The sequence below is a fragment of the Pseudomonas mercuritolerans genome (assembly GCF_025706525.1).
In the GTDB taxonomy this organism is placed as follows: Bacteria; Pseudomonadota; Gammaproteobacteria; order Pseudomonadales; family Pseudomonadaceae; genus Aquipseudomonas; species Aquipseudomonas mercuritolerans.
The window spans coordinates 198,448-220,419 of sequence record NZ_JAMSHA010000003.1; the positions used below are offsets into that span (position 1 = coordinate 198,448).

Here is a 21,972-nt window from a genome sequence, read left to right on the forward strand (position 1 = left end):
GAACCCTGAGAGTCCAGCATGGCCTTCAACAGCATCGAAGAAATCATCGAAGATTATCGCCTCGGCAAAATGGTCCTGCTGGTCGATGACGAGGACCGCGAGAACGAAGGCGACCTGCTGCTGGCCGCTGATCGTTGCACACCGGAGGCTATCAGCTTCATGGCCCGCGAAGCACGCGGGCTGATCTGCCTGACCCTGACCGACGAACATTGTCAGCGTCTGGGCCTGGAGCAAATGGTACCCACCAACGGCAGCGTGTTCAGCACTGCATTTACCGTGTCGATCGAAGCGGCGGTCGGCGTGACTACCGGCATTTCTGCCGCCGACCGGGCCTGCACCGTTGCCGCCGCCGTCGCGCCGAATGCCCGCGCCGAAGACCTGGTGCAGCCCGGCCACATCTTCCCGCTGCGCGCCAAGGAAGGTGGCGTGCTGACCCGCGCCGGGCACACCGAGGCCGGTTGCGATCTGGCGCGTCTGGCCGGTTTCACCCCGGCCTCGGTGATTGTCGAAGTGATGAACGACGACGGCACCATGGCGCGCCGCCCGGATCTGGAGCAGTTCGCGCACAAGCACGGGATCAAGATCGGCACCATTGCCGACCTGATCCACTATCGCCTGAGCACCGAGCACACCATCGAACGCATCGGTGAACGTGAGCTGCCGACGGTGCATGGCACGTTCCGTTTGATCACTTTCGAGGATCGCATCGAAGGCGGCGTGCACATGGCGATGGTCATGGGCGACTTGCGCCGTGAAGAGCCGACGCTGGTGCGTGTGCATGTGATCGATCCGCTGCGCGACCTGGTCGGCGCCGAGTACAGCGGGCCAACGAACTGGACTCTGTGGGCGGCGCTGCAACGGGTCGCGGCGGAAGGTCATGGGGTTGTGGTGGTGCTGGCCAATCATGAATCGTCGCAGGCGTTGCTCGAACGCGTGCCGCAGCTGACCCAGCCGCCACGGCAGTTCAGCCGTTCGCAATCGCGGATTTATTCCGAGGTCGGGACGGGGGCGCAGATTCTGCAGAACCTTGGGGTGGGCAAGTTGCGCCACCTCGGCCCACCGCTGAAGTATGCGGGGTTGACCGGGTATGACCTTGAGGTGGTTGAGAGCATTCCGTTCACTGAATGACGCCGCCCTCACCCCAGCCCTCTCCCAGAGGGAGAGGGAGCCGACCGCGTTGACCGTTCGCTATACATCGACCTGAGATACCGAGTCGAACTCAAATTTTGAACAGCACAAAAATCGGCTCCCTTTCCCCCTCTCCCATTGGGAGAGGGCTGGGGTGAGGGGCTGGATCTCACATTCACAAAATATCTCAGGCCGAACGGCTCAAAAAAACCAACCTGCCAGATAACCGGTAAGGCAAAGTGCTTGCACAAAGTTTGGAATACCATAATATGATATTCCATAGTCCGGACGACCTGAAAAACCGTCCAGCTACTGCTCCCGACAGGCGGGCAACAACGCAAGGCCCGCTCAAAAACACAACAATGAGGGCGTGAACATGGTGTTGAACAAAGCTGCAACCGCGATCTTTTTCGCGGGACTGCTCAGCGTTACCGGCCAGGCTGCAATGGCTGCCGAAAGCGTGAATTTTGTCAGCTGGGGCGGTAGCACCCAGGATGCGCAGAAACAGGCCTGGGCCGATCCGTTCAGCAAGGCCAGCGGCATCACCGTCGTCCAGGACGGTCCCACCGACTACGGCAAACTCAAGGCCATGGTCGAAAGTGGCAACGTGCAGTGGGACGTGGTCGACGTCGAAGCCGATTTCGCCCTGCGCGCCGCTGCCGAAGGCCTGCTCGAACCCCTCGACTTCAAAGTGATCCAGCGCGACAGGATCGACCCGCGCTTCGTCAGCGACCACGGCGTCGGCTCGTTCTTCTTCTCCTTCGTCCTCGGCTACAACGAGGGCAAGCTGGGCGCCAACAAGCCGCAGGACTGGAGCGCGCTGTTCGACACCAAGACCTACCCGGGCAAACGCGCGCTGTACAAATGGCCAAGCCCCGGCGTGCTCGAACTGGCGCTGCTGGCCGACGGCGTTGCGGCTGACAAGCTCTACCCGCTGGATCTGGATCGCGCCTTCAAAAAACTCGACACCATCAAGAAAGACATCGTCTGGTGGGGCGGCGGCGCGCAGTCGCAGCAACTGCTGGCGTCCGGCGAAGCGAGCATGGGCCAGTTCTGGAACGGTCGCGTGCACGCCTTGCAGGAAGACGGCGCACCGGTCGGCGTGAGCTGGAAGCAGAACCTGGTCATGGCCGACATTCTGGTCATTCCAAAAGGCTCGAAAAACAAGGACGCAGCGATGAAGTTCCTCGCCAATGCCAGCAGCGCCAAAGGCCAGGCCGACTTCTCCAACCTGACCGCCTACGCGCCGGTCAACCTCGACAGTGTGGAGCGTCTGGATTCGACGCTGGCCCCCAACCTGCCGACGGCTTACGCCAAGGATCAGATCACCCTTGATTTCGCTTACTGGGCCAAGAACGGTCCGGCTATCGCGACACGGTGGAACGAATGGCTGGTCAAATGAAAATCGCGGCCACTGCGCCCCGTCCTTCCACTGCCACCGGGAGCGCCGCCGGCGCTGCCGGTTCGGCTTTCAAGCAACGCTGGCGCGGCGCCGGCAACCTCGCTCCGGCGCTGTTGTTCCTCGGCCTGTTTTTTCTCGCGCCGTTGATTGGCCTGCTGCTGCGCGGTGTGCTGGAACCAGTGCCCGGTCTTGGCAACTACGAACAGTTGTTCGCCAACTCGGCCTATGCGCGGGTGCTGCTCAACACCTTTTCGGTGGCCGGGCTGGTGACGCTGTTCAGCCTGCTGCTGGGCTTTCCGCTGGCCTGGGCGATCACTTTGGTGCCGCGCGGCTGGGGGCGCTGGATCCTCAACATCGTGCTGCTGTCGATGTGGACCAGCCTGCTCGCCCGCACCTATTCGTGGCTGGTGTTGCTGCAAGCCTCGGGGGTGATCAACAAGGCGCTGATGGCGCTGGGCATCATCGATCAACCGCTGGAGATGGTGCACAACCTCACGGGCGTGGTGATCGGCATGAGCTACATCATGATTCCGTTCATCGTGCTGCCGTTGCAGGCAACCATGCAGGCCATCGACCCGATGATCCTGCAGGCCGGCTCGATCTGCGGCGCCAGTCCGTGGACCAACTTCTTTCGGGTGTTCCTGCCGCTGTGCCGGCCGGGTCTGGCGTCCGGCGGTTTGATGGTGTTCGTGATGTCGCTCGGTTATTACGTCACCCCGGCACTGCTCGGCGGGGCGCAGAACATGATGCTGCCGGAGTTCATCATTCAGCAGGTGCAATCGTTCCTCAACTGGGGCCTGGCCAGTGCCGGCGCCGCGTTGCTGATCGCAATCACCCTGGTGCTGTTCTACTTCTACCTGAAGCTTCAACCGGAATCCCCGGTTGGCGCCAGTAACGCGAGGTAAGCCGACATGCTCCTGACCCCCAATGCCATGAGCCGGCGCATGCGTTTCGGCCTCTACGCCACGACTGGGCTGATCGGTTTGTTCCTGCTGTTGCCGATCGTGTTCATCGTGCTGCTGTCGTTCGGCTCCTCGCAGTGGCTGGTGTTCCCGCCACCGGGCTGGACGCTGAAATGGTACGGCCAGTTTTTCTCCAACCCCGACTGGATGAACGCCGCTGCCGCCAGCCTCAAGGTTGCCGTGCTGACCACGATCTGCGCCGTGGCCCTCGGTTTGCCGACCGCGTTTGCGCTGGTGCGCGGACGCTTTCCCGGCCGCGAGATGCTCTACGGCCTGTTCACCCTGCCGATGATCGTGCCGCTGGTGATCATCGCCGTGGCGGTGTACGCGCTGTTTCTCAAGCTCGGCTACACCGGGACGATGTTCGCTTTCGTCGTCAGCCACGTGATCGTCGCGCTGCCGTTCACCATCATCTCGATCATCAACTCGCTGAAGCTGTTCGATCAGTCGATTGAAGACGCGGCGGTGATTTGCGGTGCCTCGCGCTTGCAAGCGGTGTTCAAGGTGACGTTCCCGGCGATTCGTCCGGGGATGGTCGCCGGCGCCCTCTTCGCCTTCCTCGTTTCGTGGGACGAAGTGGTGCTCAGCGTGATGATGGCCAGCCCGACTCTGCAAACCCTTCCCGTGAAAATGTGGACCACCCTGCGCCAGGACCTGACCCCGGTGATCGCCGTCGCTTCGACGCTGCTGATCGGCCTGTCGGTATTGGTCATGGTGATCGCCGCCGCCTTGCGCCGGCGCAACGAAATCAGCGCCTGAGCGCCCAGGAGTACGACATGAGTGCCGTGATCAAAGACGCATCCCAGCAGAGCGACAAACCCCTGGTCAGCCTGCGCAACCTGAACAAGCATTACGGCGATTTTGCTGCCGTCGACAATATCTCGCTGGACATCAAGGACGGCGAATTCCTCACATTCCTGGGCTCCAGCGGCTCGGGCAAAAGCACCACGCTGTCGATGCTCGCCGGATTTGAAACACCGAGCAGCGGCGAGATCCTCGTCAATGGCCAGTCGCTGGTCAACGTGCCGCCGCACAAGCGCGACATCGGCATGGTCTTTCAGCGTTACTCGCTGTTCCCGCATCTGTCGGTGCGCGACAACATCGCCTTCCCTCTGGCCATTCGCAAACTGGCGACGGCCGAGCGCGAAAAACGCGTCGATGCGATGTTGAAGCTGGTGCAACTCGAACAGTTCGCCCATCGCCGCCCTTCGCAACTGTCCGGCGGTCAGCAACAACGTGTCGCCATCGCCCGGGCGCTGGTTTACGAGCCACGCATCCTGCTGATGGACGAACCGCTGGGCGCGCTGGACAAGAAGCTGCGCGAGGACTTGCAGGATGAACTGCGCCAACTGCACCGGCGCCTGGGCATCACCATCGTTTACGTGACCCACGACCAGGAAGAAGCCATGCGGCTGTCGCAACGCATCGCGATTTTCAGCCACGGCAAGATTGTCGGCTTGGGCAGCGGGTATGACCTTTATCAGAATCCGCCGAATGCGTTTGTCGCGTCGTTTCTGGGCAATTCGAACTTCCTCAAGCTCAAGGCGCAAGGGAATGCGGCAGCGAGTTTCGAGGGGCAGTCATTGTCGATTCGGCTGACGTCCGGGTTGCACACTGATCAGGATGTGCTGCTGATGGTGCGTCCGGAAAAAGCCTTGGCGTTGAGCACGCAGCAGGCGCTCGATGAGCCGCTGGCGGCGGGCTGGAATGAGGTGTCGGCGAAGGTGGTGGAAGTGCTGTTTCTCGGTGAGAGCCAGACTTGCAGCGTGGTCACTGCGGGCGGGACGTCGATGACGGTGAAAGCGCTGTCGGCAGCGGGCATGCCACTCAAGGCTGGCGATCCGGTCCGGGTGCGCTGGGCGACGGCGGATGCTTGTGTTTATACCGAATGGACCGAGAGCGATTTGAACAAGGCTGCCGGTGCTCATTGATTGCGCTGAGTCAGTTGGATCTACCCCCCTCACCCCAGCCCTCTCCCCCACGGGGGGCGAGGGGAAAGGGAGCCGATCTTTGTGCTGTTCAAAACCTGAGTTCGACTCGGTATGCCAGGTCGGCGGACCTCGAAAGAACACCCTCGGTCAGTCCCCTCTCCCTCTGGGAGAGGGCTAGGGTGAGGGAAACAGACGACGAGGTATCAGACAATAGCGCGGTAACCTTCAATCTCATCCGGCCAAGCCGTCAGCACTTCAAACCCGCTCTCCGTCACCGCGACCATATGCTCCCACTGCGCCGACAACGAGCCATCCTTGGTCAGCACCGTCCAGCCATCCGGCATGTTCTTCACATGGCGTTTGCCGGCATTGAGCATCGGTTCCACGGTGAAAATCATCCCGGCCTTGAGCTTCAGACCCTGATTGGGAAAGCCGTAATGCAGGATTTGCGGTTCGTCGTGATAGACCTTGCCGATGCCATGGCCGCAGTACTCGCGCACCACGCTGAAGCCCTCCGCCTCCGCCAGGCTCTGGATCGCGTAACCGATATCGCCCAGCGTTGCGCCCGGTTTCACTGCGCGAATGCCCGCGCACATCGCGTCGTAAGTGGTCTTGATCAGGTGCTGCGCTTCAGGAGTCGCCTCACCCACGACGTACATGCGGCTGGTATCACCGAACCAGCCATCCTTGATCACGGCGATGTCGAGATTAACGATGTCGCCATCCTTCAATGGCGTACCCGATGGAATGCCGTGGCACACCACATCGTTGACCGACGCGCAGACGGTTTTCGGAAAGCCGTGATAACCGACATTGGCCGGCACGGCTTTCTGCACATTGACGATGTAATCGTTGCACAACCGGTCCAGCTCATCGGTGGTCACCCCGGCCTTCACATGCGGCACCAGCATCGCCAGTACTTCAGCGGCGAGCTTGCCAGCGGCGCGGGATTTTTCGATGTCGGCCGGGGTATTGATCTTGATCTGGTTTTTCATGCGCTGACGGCTTCCTGAGTCAGTTGTTGCAGATCCAGGCCACCACTCTGTTCGGCGCGGATCAGCAGGCGGCAAATGGCGCTGTGGTCGAGGTTGGGATGCAGCTCGGCGAGCATGCCGATGCGCATCCAGTGCTCGGCCTGCGCGTTGATCGAGCGGCTGAGGGCGTTGCTGGAGATGCGCAGGTTCTCGTGCATGTCCTCTGAAATCTTTACGATGCCCATATATGAATCCGATACGATGTGTATATGGATCGTATATTAGCCAAGCTTACCCCCGGATTGCAAACGCTCCTCCACGGAAACATGCGCCCGTGTAGGAGCTGCCGAAGGCTGCGATCTTTTGATCTTGCACGTTAAAGACCAGATCAAAAGACCGCAGCCTTCGGCAGCTCCTACAAAGGCAGATTCGGCTCCCCTTGAGCGGCCTGATCGACTACCATGCCCGCGCCGGTTTCCACACGGAATTAATAGGGAATCCGAAATGCTTGCACAGCATCAATCGGAACTGCCCCCGCAACTGTAGGTGCCGAGCCTGCTCCTCGACTGCCACTGGGTGAACCCCGGGAAGGCCGGAGCGTGGCGATGACGCATCAGTCAGGAGACCTGCCGGCACAGTGACTGACTAACCGGCGGGGTGTCCGGGAAGGACATCGTGCCGTGCGCATTTTCCCCGTGCCGGCCTTGCGCAGTTTCCACGACCGCGCCCGAGGTGTGTTTCCAACCGTACCCGCCCGCTCCCGTACGGTTCTCCTGGAGACTGCCCCATGCTGCTGCCCCGCCTTGCCACCCTGCTCACCGCTCTCAGCTTCTGCGCTCTGGCACAAGCGGCGCCGACCGCGTATCCGCTGACCGTCGAAAACTGCGGCAGCAGCCTGACCTTTCAGCACGCGCCCGATCGCACGGTGACCATCGGCCAGGCCGGCACCGAAATGCTCTACGCCTTGGGTCTGGGCGACAAGGTCGTTGGCACTTCGCTTTGGTTCAACGACGTGCTGGGCACATACAAAGCGCAGAACGACAGGATCGAGCGCCTCGCCGACAACGAGCCGAGTTTCGAAGCGGTGATCGCCAAACGCCCGGAGCTGGTTGCCGTCGAGCTGGAATGGATGGTCGGGCCGCAAGGCGCGGTCGGCACTCGTGAGCAGTTCCATGAACTGAAGATTCCCACCTACCTGCTCCCCTCCGATTGCGAAGCCAAGGACAACCTCGTCGGCTCGGACGGCACGCGGCTGGCGCCGTTTCGCATCGACAGCATCTACAAAGCCGTGAGCCAGCTCGCAGCGATTTTCGATGTGCAGGCGCGTGGCGAGCAGCTCAATGAGCAGCTCAAAGCCAGCCTCGCGCAGTCGATCGCCACGGCGAAAAAGCAGCAGCGCAAAGACGTCAGCGCCCTGGTGTGGTTCTCCAGCGCCGAGATGGACATCGAGCCGTTCGTGGCCGGGCACAAAGGCGTTCCCGATTTCATGCTCAGCACCCTCGGCGTGCGCAACGTGGTCGAGTCGGATGAAGAATGGCCGACCGTCGGCTGGGAAACCATCGCCAAGGCCAACCCGACTTTCCTGGTCATCGCGCGCATGGATCGTCGACGTTTCCCGGCGGACGACTATCAGAAGAAACTCGCCTTCCTGCGCAGTGATCCGGTGACGCGCAACATGGACGCGGTCAAGCACAACCGCATCATCATCCTTGACGCCATGGCCATGCAGGCCAGCCTGCGCACCTTCGACGGCCTCGAACAATTGGCCAGCGCGATCAACGGCTACGACCTGTTGCCATGAGCAGACGCCTGATCCGTTTGCTGCTGGTGCTGTTGACGCTGTCGGTCGCGCTGATCGGCGGCGTGGCCATTGGTGAGACTTCGATCGAGCCGAGCGTAGTGTTGCAGGTGCTGGCCAACAAGCTGTGGGGCGCCGGTTATGTGCTCGACCCGATCGACGAAGGCATTGTCTGGAACTATCGCCTGACCCGCGCGCTGGTCGCGGCGGCCTGCGGCGCCGGCCTGGCGACGTGCGGGGTGATCCTGCAATCGCTGCTGCGCAATCCGTTGGCCGATCCGTATCTGCTGGGTATTTCTGCAGGCGCCTCGACCGGCGCGGTGATGGTCGCCCTCCTCGGCGTCGGTGCCGGGGCGATTTCATTGTCGGTCGGTGCCTTTGCCGGCGCGGTGACAGCGTTCGTACTGGTGATTCTGTTGGCGCGAGTCAGCGGCTCGGCCAGCGGCACCGGGCAGATCATTCTCGCCGGGATCGCCGGCTCGCAATTGTTCAATGCCCTCACCGCGTTTCTGATCACCCGCTCGGCCAGCTCCGAACAAGCGCGGGGGATCATGTTCTGGCTGTTGGGCAATCTCGGCGGCGTGCGCTGGCCGTCGGTGTGGCTGGCAGTACCTGTGGCTGTATTGGGATTGGTCGTTTGTCTGTGCCACCGGCGAGCACTGGATGCGTTCACCTTTGGCGCGGATTCGGCGGCATCCCTCGGCATTGCCGTGCGCCGCGTGCAGATTCTGTTGATCGGCTGCGCCGCGCTGGTAACGGCGGTGATGGTATCGATCGTCGGCTCGATCGGTTTTGTCGGGCTGGTGATTCCCCACGCAGCGCGGTTGTTGCTCGGCACCGGTCATGCGCGTCTGCTGCCGGCCAGTGCGCTGGGCGGCGCGGTGTTTCTGATCGCCGCCGATGTGCTGTCGCGCACCCTGATAAAGGGTCAGGTGATTCCGGTCGGCGTGATCACCGCACTGGTCGGCGCGCCGGTGTTCGCGCTGATTCTGGTAGGCCGGAGATCGGCGCGATGAACACGGTTCTGAGTTGTGCGGGTGTGGGCTTCAAAGTGCGCGGCGCCGAGTTGCTCAATGGTGTCAGTCTCGATGTTCAGCGCGGCGAGACCCTGGGCATTGTCGGGCCGAACGGTTCGGGTAAATCCACGTTGCTCAAATTGCTGGCCGGACTGCGTGACCCGAGCGTGGGCCATGTGCAGCTCGACGGTCAGGCGCTGGGCAAGATGTCACGGCGCAGCATCGCGCAGACACTCGCAGTGGTTGAGCAACAGGCCGATACCGACGATGGCATTCGCGTGTTCGACGCGGTGGCGCTGGGGCGCACGCCGTGGTTGTCGGCGCTGCAACCGTGGTCGCCGGCCGATGACGCCATCGTCGAGCAAGCGCTGGTCGACGTCGACGCCGTGCACCTGCGCAACCGCCTCTGGCGCAGCCTCTCCGGCGGTGAACGCCAGCGCGTGCACATCGCCCGCGCACTGGCGCAGCGCCCGCAGATCCTGCTGCTCGACGAGCCGGCCAACCACCTCGATATCCAGCATCAGTTGAGCATTCTGCAAGTGGTGCGCGCACTGCCGGTGACTACGCTGATCGCCCTGCACGATCTCAATCAGGCGCTCAAATGCGATCGCCTGGCGGTGCTGGAGCGCGGGCGTCTGGTCGCGCTTGGCGAGCCGCTGCACGTGCTGACGCCGGAGCGGTTACAGACGACTTTCGGGGTCAGGGCGCACTATCTGACGGACCCGTTCGATGGTGCGCCGATATTGCGCTTCCTCGCTTGATGCATGTGTAGCTGACACACCACTTTCGCGAGCGGGCTCGCTCCCACAGGGGTTTTGTGTATTGCAGTGAGTGCCGAGTAAAACGCGAACTGTGCAGGCTCAGTCCTGCGAAGCGCTACGCACGCAACGCTTGCGGCTCGCTGACCGCCCCGGCGAGCACGGCCACCTCCTCGCATTTCTGTACGGCGAACGCCAGCCAGCTTTTCAGTTCCGCATCGAGGTGGTCTGGCCGGCTCAACTCCTCCGGGCTGTGCAGCAACGAGCAGGACGGCGCCACCCACAAGCGATCACCCAAGCGCTCATGAGCATGGCGCAGCGTCGCCAGCGCGTTTTGCAGATCGCAGCGCCAGACGTTACGACCGTTGACCACACCCAGCGACAGCACTTTATAGGCCGGCAGACGATCCAGAATGGTCGGGTATTGATCCGCCGCGCGCACCAGATCGATGTGCAGGCCATCGACCGGCAGGTTCGCCGCCAGACCGAGGTTTTCTCCGAGACCACCGAAGTATGTGGCGAGCAGTTTTTTCAGCGGATCGCGCTGGATCTGGTTGTAGGCGCGTTCGAAAGCATTCTTCCAGTCCTGCGGCAGATCGAGCACCAGAATCGGCTCGTCGATCTGCACCCACTCCACACCCAACGCCGCCAGTCGGGCGAAGATCTGGCCGTACAGCGGCAGCAGGCGATCAAGCAAATCGAGCTTGTCGAAGTCGGCGCCTTTGGTTTTGCCGAGCCACAGGTAGGTCAACGGGCCAATGATCACCGGTTTGACGTTGTGACCCAGCGCACGGGCCTCTGCGGTTTCTTCGAACAGCTGCTCCCAAGCGAGCTGGATTGCTGGTCGGCGCTGAATTCCGGTGCGCGGTAGTCATAGTCGGTATCGAACCACTTGGACATCTCTAGGCCGTGGCCGTCGCCGCTGTTGCCTCGGGCCATGCTGAACAGGGTTTGCAGCGTGGCTTTGCCGTCATGCGGGCGGAAGCGCTCGGGGATCACGCCGAACATCAGCGAGTGGGTCAGCACCTGGTCGTACCAGGCGAAATCGCCCACCGGCAGCAAGTCGATGCCGGCGTTTTTCTGCAAGTCCCAATGGGCCTTGCGCAGCTTACGCCCGACGTCACGCAGGCCCGCCTCGTTGAGTTCTCCTTTGCAGAACGCCTCTTGCGCTTTCTTCAGTTCGCGGTCGCGGCCGATGCGCGGAAATCCAAGGGAATGGGCCAGTGCCATGAGAACTACTCCAAATGCTTATTCGATGGCGGGTATTGTCGGGAACCGTGCTTAGTGAAACAAACTCAATAAATTCTAGATCATCACAAGTTCTACTCATGTAAAGACGGCCGTGTAGGAGCTGCCGAAGGCTGCGATCTTCAGCCCATAGGGACGCAGGGCGTCCCCGCCTGCATTCTTACGCGGAGCGTGGGAACGATCAGAACGCCTCAGGGCAATAAACCGGTTTTCGTTCTATCGTTAGATCCAAATGGCTGGATTTTCCAAGGATTAAAGGTTGCGAGAGAAGATGTCTGCGCCTAATTTGCACGCGAGTCTTTTCCCCGCGATCGGAACGCGATCAACACCATAAAGAGGTGAAGAAATGTCGAAGGAATCACGCCCTGCCGTGCTTGGGCTGATAGGCAATACTCCGCTGGTTCAGGTCACCCGCTTCGATACCGGACCCTGCACGCTGTTTCTCAAACTCGAATCGCAGAACCCCGGCGGCTCGATCAAGGACCGTATCGGTCTGGCGATGATCGACGCTGCTGAACGTGACGGTCGCCTGCAACCGGGCGGGACGATTGTCGAGGCCACTGCCGGCAATACCGGTCTGGGTCTGGCGCTGGTCGGCCGCGCCAAAGGCTATCGTGTGGTGCTGGTGGTCCCGGACAAGATGTCCACCGAGAAAGTCCTGCACTTGAAGGCAATGGGCGCCGAAGTGCACATCACCCGCTCCGATGTCGGCAAGGGCCATCCCGAGTATTACCAGGACGTCGCCGCGCGTTTGGCCAAGGACATTCCCGGCGCGTTTTTCGCCGACCAATTCAACAATCCCGCCAACCCGCTGGCCCATGAATGCAGCACCGCACCGGAAATCTGGGCGCAGACCGAACATGATCTGGACGCCATCGTCGTCGGCGTCGGTTCGGCCGGAACCCTGACCGGATTGAGTCGTTTCTTCAAACGTGTGCAACCGAATCTGGAAATGGTCCTCGCCGACCCGATCGGCTCGGTGATGGCGCAATACAGCCGCGACGGCACCTTGCCGACGCCCGGCTCGTGGGCGGTCGAGGGCATTGGTGAAGACTTCATTCCGTCGATCACTGACCTGTCCAGCGTGCGCCACGCCTATTCGATCAGCGATGCAGAAAGCTTCGATCACGCGCGCCAGTTGCTCAAGGCCGAAGGCATTCTCGGCGGCTCATCGACCGGCACCCTGTTCGCCGCCGCGCTACGTTATTGCCGCGAACAGACCGAGCCGAAACGCGTGGTCAGCTTCGTCTGCGACACCGGCACGCGCTACCTGTCGAAGGTCTACAACGACCAGTGGATGACCGATCAAGGCCTGTTGCAACGCAAAGGCTATGGCGACCTGCGCGACTTGATCGCACGGCGTTTCGAGGATGGCCGAGTGATCAGCGTCGGCCCGGACGACACCCTGCTCACAGCGTTCCAGCGCATGCGCCTGGCGGACGTTTCGCAACTGCCGGTGCTGGTCGAAGGCAAGCAACTGGTGGGCGTGATCGACGAGTCCGACATCCTCCTTGGCGTCCACGAAGATGCCGCACGTTTCAGCCAGTCGGTGTCCAGCGTGATGACCGACAAACTGCAAACCCTCGCCCCGGCCGCGAGCCTGGCCGAGCTGGAATCGGTGCTCAGCCGTGGCCTCGTCGCGATCATCGCCGACGCCTCCGGCTTCCATGGCCTGATCACCCGCACCGACATGCTCAACCAATTACGGAGATCCCTTGCATGAGTCAGCACGACGATAAATCCCAAGGCTTCGCCACCCGGGTGATCCACGCCGGGCAAGAACCGGACCCGACCACCGGCGCGCTGATGCCGCCGATCTATGCCAACTCCACTTACCTGCAAGACAGCCCCGGTGTGCACAAGGGTTTCGACTACGGCCGTTCACACAACCCGACGCGCTTTGCCCTGGAACGCTGCGTCGCCGATCTCGAAGGCGGCACTCGCGCCTTCGCCTTCGCCTCAGGCCTGGCGGCGATTTCCACTGTGCTGGAACTGCTCGATGCCGGCTCGCACATCGTTTCCGGCAATGACCTGTACGGCGGCACATTCCGCCTGTTCGACAAGGTTCGTCAGCGCAGCGCCGGGCATCGTTTCAGCTTCGTCGACCTGACCGATCTGTCGGCGTTCGAAGCCTCGCTGCAGGACGACACGCGCATGGTCATGGTCGAAACGCCGACCAACCCACTGCTGAGCTTGTCGGATCTGGCCGCGATTGCACGCATCTGCCGCGCGCGCGGGATCATCTGCGTGGCCGACAACACTTTCGCCAGCCCATACATCCAGCGCCCGCTGGAGTTGGGTTTCGACATCGTCCTGCACTCGACCACCAAATACCTCAACGGCCACTCTGACGTGATCGGCGGCATTGCCGTGGTCGGGCAGAACGCCGAACTGGCGGAAAAACTCGGTTTCCTGCAGAACGCCGTCGGCGCGATTTCCGGGCCGTTCGATGCGTTCCTGACCTTGCGCGGGGTGAAGACCCTGGCGCTGCGCATGGAGCGCCATTGCAGCAACGCCCTGGACCTGGCGCAGTGGCTGGAGCAGCAACCGCAGGTCAAACGCGTCTACTATCCGGGCCTGCCCTCACATCCACAGCACGCACTGGCCAAGCGGCAGATGCGTGGTTTTGGCGGGATGATTTCTGTTGATCTGAACAGCGACCTGGCCGGCGCACGGCGGTTTCTGGAAAACGTGCAGATCTTCGCATTGGCGGAAAGTCTGGGCGGTGTGGAAAGCCTGATCGAGCACCCTGCGATCATGACCCACGCGACGATTCCACCGGAAACCCGCGCGAAGCTGGGGATTGGTGATGGGCTGGTGCGGTTGTCGGTGGGGGTTGAGGATGTTGAGGATCTGCGCGCCGATCTGGCTCAGGCACTACGATCGATCTGACGTTACAAAAACGATAAAGCCCGCACAAGGCGGGCTTTATCGTTCGACTAGGCGGCCAGTACTGATTTCTGGCTTCCAAGGTTGACCGAGCTTCTCAGAGTAGTGGGCCAAATTGAAAAAGTACGGCCTCGGCTGTTTTACACGGCGTAAGGGCTGGATCCAGCACGGAGTTCTAGCTAGCCGATTGCGCATTAGTCTGCATCTTCACCTAAATCTTTGAGCCTAACAAAGCTACCAATCGCACAGGCTTTTTTAGGCTGATAGGCTGTCAACGACGACTGCATAGCAGCCAACGCCCAATTTGCCTGTCTCAAATCTTTCCCATCCACTGTTTCCACCAGCAGCCACTTTTCACCGTGCGGGGTAGACGATGGCGCTTTGCCTTGCTGCCGGGCAGAATCAAGTGCCCGTGTGATAGATTCGGCTGGTCGGCAACGCTGATCCAACTCTACTTCGAGCTCTAAACCACTTTTACCTACGCAATGAAAAAAATGGAACGTTAATGCCAGACTGGATAGCAATCACTATAGCTTTCGCCCTCCTCATTTGTGCATTCATGTTTCTTGCCTGGATCCTGACGTCTGCACTTGAAGAATATTTCAAATCAAAATGGGAAAAGGAGTTTGAAGTGGACTTGATCCTGGCCATCAAAATCAGTCAGCCTTCATGGCCGCAAATCTTGCAGATTGCCGCTTCTCGCCAGGTCAGGAATGAGCGCATCTACTGGATTCTTCAACGACTGCTCAGGGAAATACTAACGGGCCGGAACACCGAGTTGGCATCTCATCGGGATCTGGTGGAGAGCTATATCAAACAGATGAAAGAGACGGAACCTTTCGAAGGCATGCCCAAGGAAATCAGAATCCACCTCGAGCGTCTGCGGGAGCAGTTGACGACCCCTGCGCAGTCCATGGAGCCGTTAGCCGACCAAATACGTGAACTGCTCTCCGTAAATGATAAAGAGAAAAGGCAGCAGAAGTACTACACCACCGGCGGGTTCTTCGTCGGCATTCTCGGCCTCGCTTTTGCCGTATATCCATTGGTGTCCCTAAATTCACCCTTGCCGCCTGCAGCAACGAGCGCCCAGTCAACATTATCCGCCCCTCCGGCAAGCAGCACTCAACAGCACGGGCTGCCTGCACAGTAGCGGGCGAGAGGTTATTTAGCTGGGGGCAACAGGTGCTCCAGCGCGGCATAGCCTTCGGCGTCATTGATCATGAGATTGATCAACTCGGCAGGTGCGAGATTGAAAGCCTCGGTCTTGTAGGTCATGGCGAATACGCTTCGGGCTAGAACAGCACCTGCCGTTGCAAACATAACTTGATCGTCCGGAGCCTTTCGATCCGGGAAAAAAGCCGAAATGGTCGCTGTCCCCAGAGCACGCATGCCCCGGGACGGGCTGGAATAATCCCAATGCCAGCGTCCCTTCGAAGGGCAGTACGTGGGATTATCGTCATCGAGCATGAACCCCCACTCGTCGCTGTCGCACATCCACTGCGCGGGGAGCAGCAAACGCGGAGGCCTTCCGGCTTGACATACCCGCACCTCATGAGTGAGTGCATTCCCCCAGAGCTCCATTTTCTGTCGGCTAAAATAGTCAACGGCGCGCTGGCGCAGGTCATTAGCCCTGAGCCTTCCGGCCATGTAAGTGTTCACTTGTGCCTGTGTCGCGCCTTCAGCTACACCCAGCAATACGGTGCTCAAATCCAGGCCGCGTTCAAGCAGCGGGTGAATATTCAGATACGCCCTGCCTGCCAGCGGCTCGGGCAAGTCCGCCGCGCTGTCAGCATCGAAAATCAGCGGAATTATCCTGACGCCGTCATGGTCAGCGATTTGCGTCAGCATCTGGAGTTCCCGATATAAGCCTGAATTGACCCGTTGTGCCGCGACGAGGTAGTCGCTGTCACAGATGCAGAACACGCTGACAGGGCGTTGCCCCAGCGCTTGGGCAATAGTTTTGTCGATCGACTCACCGAAACCGATACTGTCCCGATCCCAGAACACGCGATATTTCCAGTCCAAAGGCTTAATGATGCGCTGGCGTAACCACTCTTTGTGCTCCAGCGGCCCGCCCCACGCGTAAGAAATAAAAATCGCGTCCTTCTTTTTTTCTTCCAGCATTCGACCAGATCCCTTTGATATCAGTGGCACTGGCAGCCACAACTTTCCGAGCAGGATAATGGCCGATCAACGGTCTGCAAGCCACTTTCGTTCAAGGCATCGCACGCGGCATCTGATTGATTTCGCCGTCTGCCGCTATGCATGGCATCTTGTCCGGAACTGAAAAGGGTTATGGGTCAACCTGCGCCATCAGATCCGACCCGGCTCCGGCCGTTTCGCATAACACTGCGCCAGTACCGAGCAGACCATCAACTGAATCTGATGGAACAGCATCAGCGTCAAAATCAGCACGCCGATAGTGCTGCCGGCAAACAACACCTGCGCCATCGGTTCCCCGGTGGCCACGCTCTTTTTCGAGCCGCAGAACAGAATGGTGGTGCGGTCTTCGTGATTGACGATCGCGTCGAGGGTCGCGCCGCCGTCGCCGAGGACATTGAGCAGCAGCGTCAAGAGCAGCGGTGTGCGGCTTTCGGTCGGGGTCGAAGACCTGCGTGCCGACCTGGCGCAGGCACTGGCGAAAATCTAGCACCGCGCCGGTGTAATACCTCAATGGCGGGCGCCTCATTCGAGTCGCCCGACGTTGCACTAGTACATTTGTGCTAGTCGACCCTTCGCCCCCTCGGCGCTATATTCCCTGCACCCTCAAGACGCTCCCATCGTTGCCCGTTCGCAGCGCGCGGGATCGTTGTGCCCGCAATTTAGAACGACACCAAGGAAGAAACACTCATGAAATCCCTGATCGCAACACTCACCCTTAGCGCACTTTTCCTTACTGGCTGCGCCACGCCGAAACAATGGGAAGCCACCGGCGGTAGCAAAACCGATGGCGTCGTCCAGGTCTCTTATGAACTGGGCCAATTCGAAAGCGGCCAGACCAACGCCGAGCAAGGCCTGACTATCGCCGAGCAACGCTGCAAAACGTGGGGCTATAAAACTGCCGAGATCACCGGCTCGGAAAAAAACATCTGCCGCACCATGGGCAAGTTCAATTGCCTGCAAACCACCATTACTCAGGACTACCTCTGCAAGCGATGACAGCTCGATTATTTCGACGCTAAAGCTGCCGGTCGCGCAACCCGCGCAGAGTTGCGCGCAACTCGGCGGGACGCACCGGCTTCGACAGAATCGCAATCTGTCGATCGTGCAAGGCAGCCTGGATCTTTTCGACGTCATGCCCGGTGATGATCATCGCCGGCACTGCCCAGCCGCGTTGCTTGCGCACCTCATCGATGCACTCGATGCCGGTAGCGTGGGTGCCGAGGTCATAGTCGGCGACGATGATGTCGCAGTCGGTGTGCAGATCTTCAGCAGACCACTCGGCCTGCACCACACAGCCCCAGCGTTCAAGCAATGCTGAAGTTGCCAGCAACACGTTGCGGTCATCCTCCACCAGGCACACTTTCAGCCCCGTCAGCAAACCCGCTTGCCGCGCTTCACCGCGGACAACCAGTGACTGCGGTGCCGCTACGATCGGCAAACCGCCAAGGGTCACCGCCGTGCCGCGCCCCAACTTTGAACGCAGCGCCACTTGCACACCGATCAGTTCACCCAGACGCTTGATGATCGACAGCCCCAGCCCCACGCCTTCGACGTCTTTATCGCGCACTTGCCGCACGCGATAAAATTCCTCGAAGACCTTCTGCAGATGTTCTTCGGCGATGCCGTTGCCGCAATCATAAATGACGATCGCCAGCCCTGCTCCGCGTCTACGCACGCCGATCAACACCGGACGCTGGGCGCCGTACTTGAAGCAGTTGGAGAGCACGTTCTGCACCATGGTCGCCAGCAGCGCCGGGTCGGTTCTGACCCAATAGGTGCACGGTCGCAGGCGCAGCTCGACGCCCGCCCAACGCGCTGCTTCCTGATGTTGGCGGACTATGTCCGCGAGCCATTCGCCGAGGTTCAGCGTTTGCATTTTCGCCTCGACCCGACCGTTATCCAGGGTGTAAAGGTCGAGAATCGACCGGAACAACTGCGAGACGTTGAGCAGCGATCGATCGATGTTATCCACCAGCCGGCGCTCGTCTTCGCCCAGGCGCGACTCACGCAGACAGGCAGTAAACAAGCCGATCGAATGTATCGGCTGACGCAGGTCATGACTGGCCTGCGCGAGGAAGCGCGACTTTTCCAGATTCGCCGCCACCGCTTCTTCGGACGCCTTGCGCGTACGCTCCAACAGCAAGTGCGCATAAAACGGGATCACCGTGCTGGTGATCAGCAGCATCAACACCATGAACGGCTGCGCCTGCCAATAGGGCGTCAGGCGATAGACCACCAGCAGCGCCGTAAGCGCCAGGCCGGTGGCGATCGCCAGATAGCGCGAGCCGTAGCGCATGCCGTTGCCGAGGTTGACCCAGACCATCACCGCATACAGCGGCAGCGCCGCCTCGCCGCCAATCACCAGACCAAAACAGGTACCGGTGTAATCGTGGACCATGGCAAAAATCCGCCGCGCCGGGTAATGCCCCGGCCAACGCGCAATGGCTTGCCGAAACACGATCGACGCCAGCAGGAACAGACTGATGTAGGTGATGACCGGCAGGTAGGTCTCGAAGCGATGGCCCGGCAAAAAGACCAGTACGACCATGTAAACCACCGCGATGGCGGCGATGATGATGCGCAGGTTGGCCTGGTCGAGTTCGGTGTTTTTCTCGAACTTCATGGGAAACGTCCTTGTGCAGCAATTGCAGTTTCGGAAGCAGCCTACAGGCAACCTTCGCGTCCAGTGCTAAGGTGCAGGCCTTGAATCACGCCTGACCCAGGGAGGGTCGCATCATGACGTGCCGGATCATCATAGCCGACGATCACCCACTGTTTCGCGAAGCGATGTTGCGTACTGTGCAGCGCTTGCTGCCGAGTGCGGATACCGAAGAAGCCGGAGACTTCGACGCTGTGCTGGGGCTGTTGGCGCTGGGTAACGAGCCGGACACGTTGATGCTCGATCTGCGTTTTCCCGGGCTGACCTGCATCAGCCAGCTCGCCGACTTGCGCCAACGATTGCCGCGCACCACGCTGATCGTGGTGTCGATGATCGACGATCAAGCGCTGATCAGTGAAGTCATGGCGGCGGGCATTGACGGTTTTATCGGCAAGAACATTGCGCCGGATGAAATCGGCCAGGCGATTCTGGCGATCCGCAATGGTGAGGTGCTGGTGAAGTCGGCGCCGTCCGGCCTGTTGCCGCTGGAAACTGCGACAACGCTGACGCCGCGTCAACAAGACGTGCTGCGTTTGATCGCGCAAGGCAAAACCAACAAGGAAATCGCCCGTGAACTGGATATCTCCCCGTTCACGGTACGCATCCATGTGTCCTCGTTGTTGCGTACGCTGGATGTGCCGACGCGGGCGGCCGCGGCAGTAAAGTTTTCCGCAGGATTCTGAGGCTCAGCCGTGCAGCCCCGGCTCTTGGGTATTAACCTGATTGGCTTACTGGCGATCGGTATAGATCGCGTCACTGGTGAGTGGTAAAGCCAGCAATGTCGCCTTGGCTCAAGCATTGAACACAGGCGTAGTAAAGGCAGCCGTCGCCCCAGGGTTTGACCAACGTGCTGACCGACGGCGTGGTGGCGTTGTCGCTGTATCTGGAGGTGACCGCACCGGCGGCGTTGTAATTGCGTGACTCGATGTCCTGGGTTGATGCCGCAGGTTCCAGCATGATTCAGACAGGCCTGTTTCGCCTGCCTGTAAAGATTCAACGGGCCAGATGAGCCACTCGGCTAATCGCGCCAATCAGGCAAAATCTGCTTTGGGCATTTGGCAGTCCGGGCATAGCCAGTCTTCATGAACGTCTTGCCAGGCCGTACCGGGCGCAATTCCGTTTTCCGGATCTCCGGTCGCCGGATCGTATTCGTAACCGCAAACGGTGCAGGTTTTAGTCTGTTCTTGCGTCAACATCATCGATCTCCTTCTGTTTAAAGTGCGACGGTTGAAATCAGGCCGGCAGCGCCAAGGATGAAGCCAATCAATGCGCCGCGTTGCGGCAACTCGCGGAGCATGGCGTAGATCACAATAGGCTCCAGCACCAGCAACAACGTCAATGAAGCGACCGTTACCACCCAGATATTCCCGGTACCTTGATAGCCGAGCCAATAAGCCAGAACCAAACTGATCCCGGCTATGCATATCAAGAACATCGGTTTGATGAACATGCCGGGGGTTTCCAAGACCTTGCCCGGAAGCTTGGAGGCGTAGACCTCACTGTAGATTGTCAGTATCTCGCCAAAGACCATCAGCAAAAGAGCGATGATTATGTAATGTTCTTTTTTCACAAAGATCTCTTCTGCAGGATTGACAGGATTTCATTGATAACAATTTCGCCTACTTCGTCGCTGTCCAACTGAAAATGTGGGCCATCGTGGTCAAACAGAAACGTGTTTTTGTACTCTGCACCTTCAAAGCCACCAATTTTTCGCAGTATGCTCTCCGCCCGATCAAGCTTATCGGCGTGAAAGGTCTTTAAAATTTTTATCGCATTGCCAAAATGAATGGCTTCGTCGGCGATCAGGTTCTTGATCCACAAGTTGAATCCGGGATGGCCGAAGTCCTGGTAAAAGGTGTCTTTCTTGTACGTTTTCACCGAAACGTATTCGTCGTAAGCGAATAACAGGAGCAGATTGAATTCACTGGCAAGTATGTCTTCAAGCCCTGTGAAATCGCCAACACGACCTTTCAGGTAATTGATGAGTTCACGTTCGTCAGCGCCAAAGACCAGCCGGTTCAGCTCGAAGAATCCGTCCGCGTGATTGCGCTCATCGGCATACCAGAAATCCAGGTACTGAACGAAATAAGGGGAAAATTCTCTACGCCGGGTGTACAAAAAATTATAGAGATTCACAGAGTCGTATTCAGACACAAGATCGGCCATAAAAAACGCCTTAAAAGACTGATCGATGCCAGGATTGATCCATCCACTGGTAGCGACATCTTCGAAAATAGCCCTTGAACTCCAGTTACGCTTTTTCAAGAAAGCCGCTTCCATGCTATTTCTCTCCCGATTTCATGCAGTCATTCACTGAATTTTTTTACAATTGCCGGAATAATCATGTCCTTGATTTCCTGCCGGGAAATCGGGAAATCCGGCGCGTTATGATCCAAAACGAATGTTCCGGTGTAACTGGGCTTCTCGAAATCAATTTGAAAAATCTCCTCGAGTATCGCAGGCACTTCCTGAATTCTTCGCGGATACAATTCCCTGGCTTTTTTTACGAAGGCGAAGAAGTGCGTTACTTCGTCTTTTTTGGTTTTACGTATCCATGCCGACAACTGTTCCGAATTGAAGTTATCGTAGCTTGCGATGCTGCGATGATAAACGTGCGTCGTGATGATCTCGTCATAAGCAAGAGTCACCAACAGCTTTAGCGGATCAGCCGCAATGTTATCGACAATGCTGAAGTCCGGCTTGCGCAGCTCAACACTCAGTGAAACTTCATCAAAAGGAATAGCCGAATACGAAGCATAAATAAGCGCAAAACCGTAGGCATGGTCAATTTCATCTTTCAACCAAGGATTGAGCACGTCTTCGAGGGATTTGAAGACCTCTGGATAATTACCTTCCAGATACCAGTACAACCGGCGCGCGTCATATTCTGTGATTACCGAATCGAAAAATATCTCCCTCCATTCCTCGCGCTCCGACTCGTTCAGTTCCACTGCGGGAAAGCTGAAACCAGACAAGACTGCGGAAGCATCGGGAGTGGTGCGCGTGATCGCGCCGGTTGCCATCGACATACATTCTTCCTTGAT

The 21,972-nt window shown here is 59.4% G+C and carries 23 protein-coding genes, 3 pseudogenes and 1 riboswitch; of the genes and pseudogenes, 14 read left to right on the top strand and 12 right to left on the bottom strand.

Annotated features, from left to right (window positions below):
- Window positions 1-18 precede the first annotated feature (18 nt).
- From ribBA to ND528_RS09340, 5 genes are all read left to right on the top strand, one after another.
- Window positions 19-1,128 carry a bifunctional 3,4-dihydroxy-2-butanone-4-phosphate synthase/GTP cyclohydrolase II gene (gene ribBA / locus ND528_RS09320; protein WP_263470174.1) on the top strand — a complete coding sequence of 370 codons (1,110 nt, stop codon included), beginning with the start codon at window positions 19-21 and terminating at the stop codon, window positions 1,126-1,128.
- 376 nt (window positions 1,129-1,504) lie between these two features.
- A complete protein-coding gene (locus tag ND528_RS09325) occupies window positions 1,505-2,530 on the top strand; it encodes an ABC transporter substrate-binding protein (RefSeq protein ID WP_016775018.1) in 1,026 nt (341 codons plus the stop codon).
- Window positions 2,527-3,435, top strand: coding sequence for an ABC transporter permease (locus tag ND528_RS09330; protein ID WP_263470409.1), 909 nt, complete (start codon window positions 2,527-2,529; stop codon window positions 3,433-3,435). The genes ND528_RS09325 and ND528_RS09330 overlap by 4 nt, the downstream gene beginning before the upstream one ends.
- A gap of 6 nt (window positions 3,436-3,441) precedes the next feature.
- Window positions 3,442-4,251, top strand: coding sequence for an ABC transporter permease (locus tag ND528_RS09335; protein WP_007918021.1), 810 nt, complete (start codon window positions 3,442-3,444; stop codon window positions 4,249-4,251).
- Window positions 4,252-4,268: 17 nt separating this feature from the next.
- Window positions 4,269-5,423: an ABC transporter ATP-binding protein gene (locus ND528_RS09340; protein WP_137214970.1), complete on the top strand. Its 1,155-nt coding sequence runs from the start codon at window positions 4,269-4,271 to the stop codon at window positions 5,421-5,423.
- A gap of 203 nt (window positions 5,424-5,626) precedes the next feature.
- Here the strand turns inward: ND528_RS09340 and map are convergent, their stop codons facing one another.
- A complete protein-coding gene (gene map, locus ND528_RS09345) occupies window positions 5,627-6,418 on the bottom strand; it encodes a type I methionyl aminopeptidase (protein WP_137214969.1) in 792 nt (263 codons plus the stop codon).
- The gene (locus tag ND528_RS09350; RefSeq protein WP_137214968.1) at window positions 6,415-6,642 is read right to left on the bottom strand and encodes a ParD-like family protein; all 228 of its coding nucleotides are present in this window, start codon (window positions 6,640-6,642) and stop codon (window positions 6,415-6,417) included. The genes map and ND528_RS09350 overlap by 4 nt, the downstream gene beginning before the upstream one ends.
- 209 nt (window positions 6,643-6,851) lie before the next feature.
- Window positions 6,852-7,045: riboswitch (cobalamin riboswitch) on the top strand.
- A gap of 139 nt (window positions 7,046-7,184) precedes the next feature.
- Between ND528_RS09350 and ND528_RS09355 the strand changes: the two genes are divergently transcribed.
- Genes ND528_RS09355 through ND528_RS09365 form a run of 3 tightly spaced genes read left to right on the top strand, consistent with a single transcriptional unit; the run spans window position 7,185 to window position 9,972 of the window.
- Entirely contained in the window at window positions 7,185-8,198 is a 1,014-nt protein-coding gene (locus tag ND528_RS09355) for an ABC transporter substrate-binding protein (RefSeq protein WP_137214967.1), read from the top strand.
- The gene (locus ND528_RS09360; RefSeq protein ID WP_137214966.1) at window positions 8,195-9,211 is read left to right on the top strand and encodes a FecCD family ABC transporter permease; all 1,017 of its coding nucleotides are present in this window, start codon (window positions 8,195-8,197) and stop codon (window positions 9,209-9,211) included. Before ND528_RS09355 ends, ND528_RS09360 begins: the two co-directional genes overlap by 4 nt.
- Window positions 9,208-9,972: an ABC transporter ATP-binding protein gene (locus ND528_RS09365; protein ID WP_212616526.1), complete on the top strand. Its 765-nt coding sequence runs from the start codon at window positions 9,208-9,210 to the stop codon at window positions 9,970-9,972. Before ND528_RS09360 ends, ND528_RS09365 begins: the two co-directional genes overlap by 4 nt.
- Before the next feature lie 127 nt (window positions 9,973-10,099).
- On the opposite strand, the pseudogene ND528_RS09370 reads toward ND528_RS09365, so the two are convergent.
- Window positions 10,100-11,199 (bottom strand): annotated as a pseudogene (locus ND528_RS09370) (5-methyltetrahydropteroyltriglutamate--homocysteine S-methyltransferase); the annotation flags it as partial.
- Between the two features lie 364 nt (window positions 11,200-11,563).
- Here ND528_RS09370 and ND528_RS09375 point away from each other — a divergent pair.
- Window positions 11,564-12,940: a pyridoxal-phosphate dependent enzyme gene (locus ND528_RS09375; protein WP_130910639.1), complete on the top strand. Its 1,377-nt coding sequence runs from the start codon at window positions 11,564-11,566 to the stop codon at window positions 12,938-12,940.
- A complete protein-coding gene (locus ND528_RS09380; protein WP_263470175.1) occupies window positions 12,937-14,109 on the top strand; it encodes a cystathionine gamma-synthase in 1,173 nt (390 codons plus the stop codon). Before ND528_RS09375 ends, ND528_RS09380 begins: the two co-directional genes overlap by 4 nt.
- A 191-nt stretch (window positions 14,110-14,300) precedes the next feature.
- Here the strand turns inward: ND528_RS09380 and ND528_RS09385 are convergent, their stop codons facing one another.
- The gene (locus ND528_RS09385; RefSeq protein ID WP_137214963.1) at window positions 14,301-14,630 is read right to left on the bottom strand and encodes a hypothetical protein; all 330 of its coding nucleotides are present in this window, start codon (window positions 14,628-14,630) and stop codon (window positions 14,301-14,303) included.
- Here ND528_RS09385 and ND528_RS09390 point away from each other — a divergent pair.
- A complete protein-coding gene (locus ND528_RS09390; protein WP_263470176.1) occupies window positions 14,612-15,256 on the top strand; it encodes a hypothetical protein in 645 nt (214 codons plus the stop codon). The two genes, ND528_RS09385 and ND528_RS09390, sit on opposite strands and share 19 nt — an antisense overlap.
- 11 nt (window positions 15,257-15,267) lie before the next feature.
- Here ND528_RS09390 and ND528_RS09395 read toward each other — a convergent pair whose 3' ends face one another.
- Both ND528_RS09395 and ND528_RS09400 read right to left on the bottom strand, forming a co-directional pair.
- A complete protein-coding gene (locus ND528_RS09395; RefSeq protein WP_263470177.1) occupies window positions 15,268-16,230 on the bottom strand; it encodes a toll/interleukin-1 receptor domain-containing protein in 963 nt (320 codons plus the stop codon).
- A gap of 169 nt (window positions 16,231-16,399) precedes the next feature.
- Window positions 16,400-16,623, bottom strand: a pseudogene (locus tag ND528_RS09400) (bile acid:sodium symporter); the annotation flags it as partial.
- Between the two features lie 61 nt (window positions 16,624-16,684).
- Here ND528_RS09400 and ND528_RS28340 point away from each other — a divergent pair.
- Together ND528_RS28340 and yecR are read left to right on the top strand one after the other, a co-directional pair.
- A pseudogene (locus ND528_RS28340) lies at window positions 16,685-16,756 on the top strand (hypothetical protein); the annotation flags it as partial.
- Window positions 16,757-16,956: 200 nt separating this feature from the next.
- A complete protein-coding gene (gene yecR, locus ND528_RS09405; RefSeq protein ID WP_137214960.1) occupies window positions 16,957-17,265 on the top strand; it encodes a YecR family lipoprotein in 309 nt (102 codons plus the stop codon).
- A 19-nt stretch (window positions 17,266-17,284) separates the two neighbouring features.
- Here yecR and ND528_RS09410 read toward each other — a convergent pair whose 3' ends face one another.
- Window positions 17,285-18,892, bottom strand: coding sequence for an ATP-binding response regulator (locus tag ND528_RS09410; protein ID WP_263470178.1), 1,608 nt, complete (start codon window positions 18,890-18,892; stop codon window positions 17,285-17,287).
- 113 nt (window positions 18,893-19,005) lie between these two features.
- Between ND528_RS09410 and ND528_RS09415 the strand changes: the two genes are divergently transcribed.
- Window positions 19,006-19,611 carry a LuxR C-terminal-related transcriptional regulator gene (locus tag ND528_RS09415; RefSeq protein WP_263470179.1) on the top strand — a complete coding sequence of 202 codons (606 nt, stop codon included), beginning with the start codon at window positions 19,006-19,008 and terminating at the stop codon, window positions 19,609-19,611.
- Window positions 19,612-19,681: 70 nt separating this feature from the next.
- On the opposite strand, the gene ND528_RS09420 is transcribed toward ND528_RS09415, so the two are convergent.
- The 5 genes from ND528_RS09420 to ND528_RS09440 form a co-directional block, all read right to left on the bottom strand.
- Window positions 19,682-19,885: a hypothetical protein gene (locus tag ND528_RS09420; RefSeq protein ID WP_130910058.1), complete on the bottom strand. Its 204-nt coding sequence runs from the start codon at window positions 19,883-19,885 to the stop codon at window positions 19,682-19,684.
- A gap of 74 nt (window positions 19,886-19,959) precedes the next feature.
- Window positions 19,960-20,124: a rubredoxin gene (locus ND528_RS09425; protein WP_130910057.1), complete on the bottom strand. Its 165-nt coding sequence runs from the start codon at window positions 20,122-20,124 to the stop codon at window positions 19,960-19,962.
- Window positions 20,125-20,141: 17 nt separating this feature from the next.
- Complete coding sequence (locus ND528_RS09430) at window positions 20,142-20,480, bottom strand: hypothetical protein (RefSeq protein WP_137214997.1); 339 nt, start codon at window positions 20,478-20,480, stop codon at window positions 20,142-20,144.
- 14 nt (window positions 20,481-20,494) lie between these two features.
- Window positions 20,495-21,208, bottom strand: a complete 714-nt coding sequence (locus ND528_RS09435) for a hypothetical protein (RefSeq protein WP_241662851.1) — start codon at window positions 21,206-21,208, stop codon at window positions 20,495-20,497.
- 26 nt (window positions 21,209-21,234) lie between these two features.
- Window positions 21,235-21,957 carry a hypothetical protein gene (locus ND528_RS09440; protein WP_130910056.1) on the bottom strand — a complete coding sequence of 241 codons (723 nt, stop codon included), beginning with the start codon at window positions 21,955-21,957 and terminating at the stop codon, window positions 21,235-21,237.
- Window positions 21,958-21,972 lie beyond the last annotated feature (15 nt).

Coding starts and splice junctions, on each gene's coding strand:
- ND528_RS09440 (WP_130910056.1), bottom strand. CDS start 21,957: ATGTCGATGGCAACCGGCGCGATCACGCGCACCACTCCCGATGCTTCC.
- ND528_RS09335 (WP_007918021.1), top strand. CDS start 3,442: ATGCTCCTGACCCCCAATGCCATGAGCCGGCGCATGCGTTTCGGCCTC.
- ND528_RS09325 (WP_016775018.1), top strand. CDS start 1,505: ATGGTGTTGAACAAAGCTGCAACCGCGATCTTTTTCGCGGGACTGCTC.
- ND528_RS09330 (WP_263470409.1), top strand. CDS start 2,527: ATGAAAATCGCGGCCACTGCGCCCCGTCCTTCCACTGCCACCGGGAGC.
- ND528_RS09420 (WP_130910058.1), bottom strand. CDS start 19,885: ATGCTGGAACCTGCGGCATCAACCCAGGACATCGAGTCACGCAATTAC.
- ND528_RS09340 (WP_137214970.1), top strand. CDS start 4,269: ATGAGTGCCGTGATCAAAGACGCATCCCAGCAGAGCGACAAACCCCTG.
- ND528_RS09425 (WP_130910057.1), bottom strand. CDS start 20,124: ATGTTGACGCAAGAACAGACTAAAACCTGCACCGTTTGCGGTTACGAA.
- ND528_RS09365 (WP_212616526.1), top strand. CDS start 9,208: ATGAACACGGTTCTGAGTTGTGCGGGTGTGGGCTTCAAAGTGCGCGGC.
- ND528_RS09375 (WP_130910639.1), top strand. CDS start 11,564: ATGTCGAAGGAATCACGCCCTGCCGTGCTTGGGCTGATAGGCAATACT.
- ND528_RS09435 (WP_241662851.1), bottom strand. CDS start 21,208: ATGGAAGCGGCTTTCTTGAAAAAGCGTAACTGGAGTTCAAGGGCTATT.
- ribBA (WP_263470174.1), top strand. CDS start 19: ATGGCCTTCAACAGCATCGAAGAAATCATCGAAGATTATCGCCTCGGC.
- yecR (WP_137214960.1), top strand. CDS start 16,957: ATGAAATCCCTGATCGCAACACTCACCCTTAGCGCACTTTTCCTTACT.
- ND528_RS09380 (WP_263470175.1), top strand. CDS start 12,937: ATGAGTCAGCACGACGATAAATCCCAAGGCTTCGCCACCCGGGTGATC.
- ND528_RS09390 (WP_263470176.1), top strand. CDS start 14,612: ATGCCAGACTGGATAGCAATCACTATAGCTTTCGCCCTCCTCATTTGT.
- ND528_RS09350 (WP_137214968.1), bottom strand. CDS start 6,642: ATGGGCATCGTAAAGATTTCAGAGGACATGCACGAGAACCTGCGCATC.
- ND528_RS09410 (WP_263470178.1), bottom strand. CDS start 18,892: ATGAAGTTCGAGAAAAACACCGAACTCGACCAGGCCAACCTGCGCATC.
- ND528_RS09355 (WP_137214967.1), top strand. CDS start 7,185: ATGCTGCTGCCCCGCCTTGCCACCCTGCTCACCGCTCTCAGCTTCTGC.
- ND528_RS09360 (WP_137214966.1), top strand. CDS start 8,195: ATGAGCAGACGCCTGATCCGTTTGCTGCTGGTGCTGTTGACGCTGTCG.
- map (WP_137214969.1), bottom strand. CDS start 6,418: ATGAAAAACCAGATCAAGATCAATACCCCGGCCGACATCGAAAAATCC.
- ND528_RS09415 (WP_263470179.1), top strand. CDS start 19,006: ATGACGTGCCGGATCATCATAGCCGACGATCACCCACTGTTTCGCGAA.
- ND528_RS09395 (WP_263470177.1), bottom strand. CDS start 16,230: ATGCTGGAAGAAAAAAAGAAGGACGCGATTTTTATTTCTTACGCGTGG.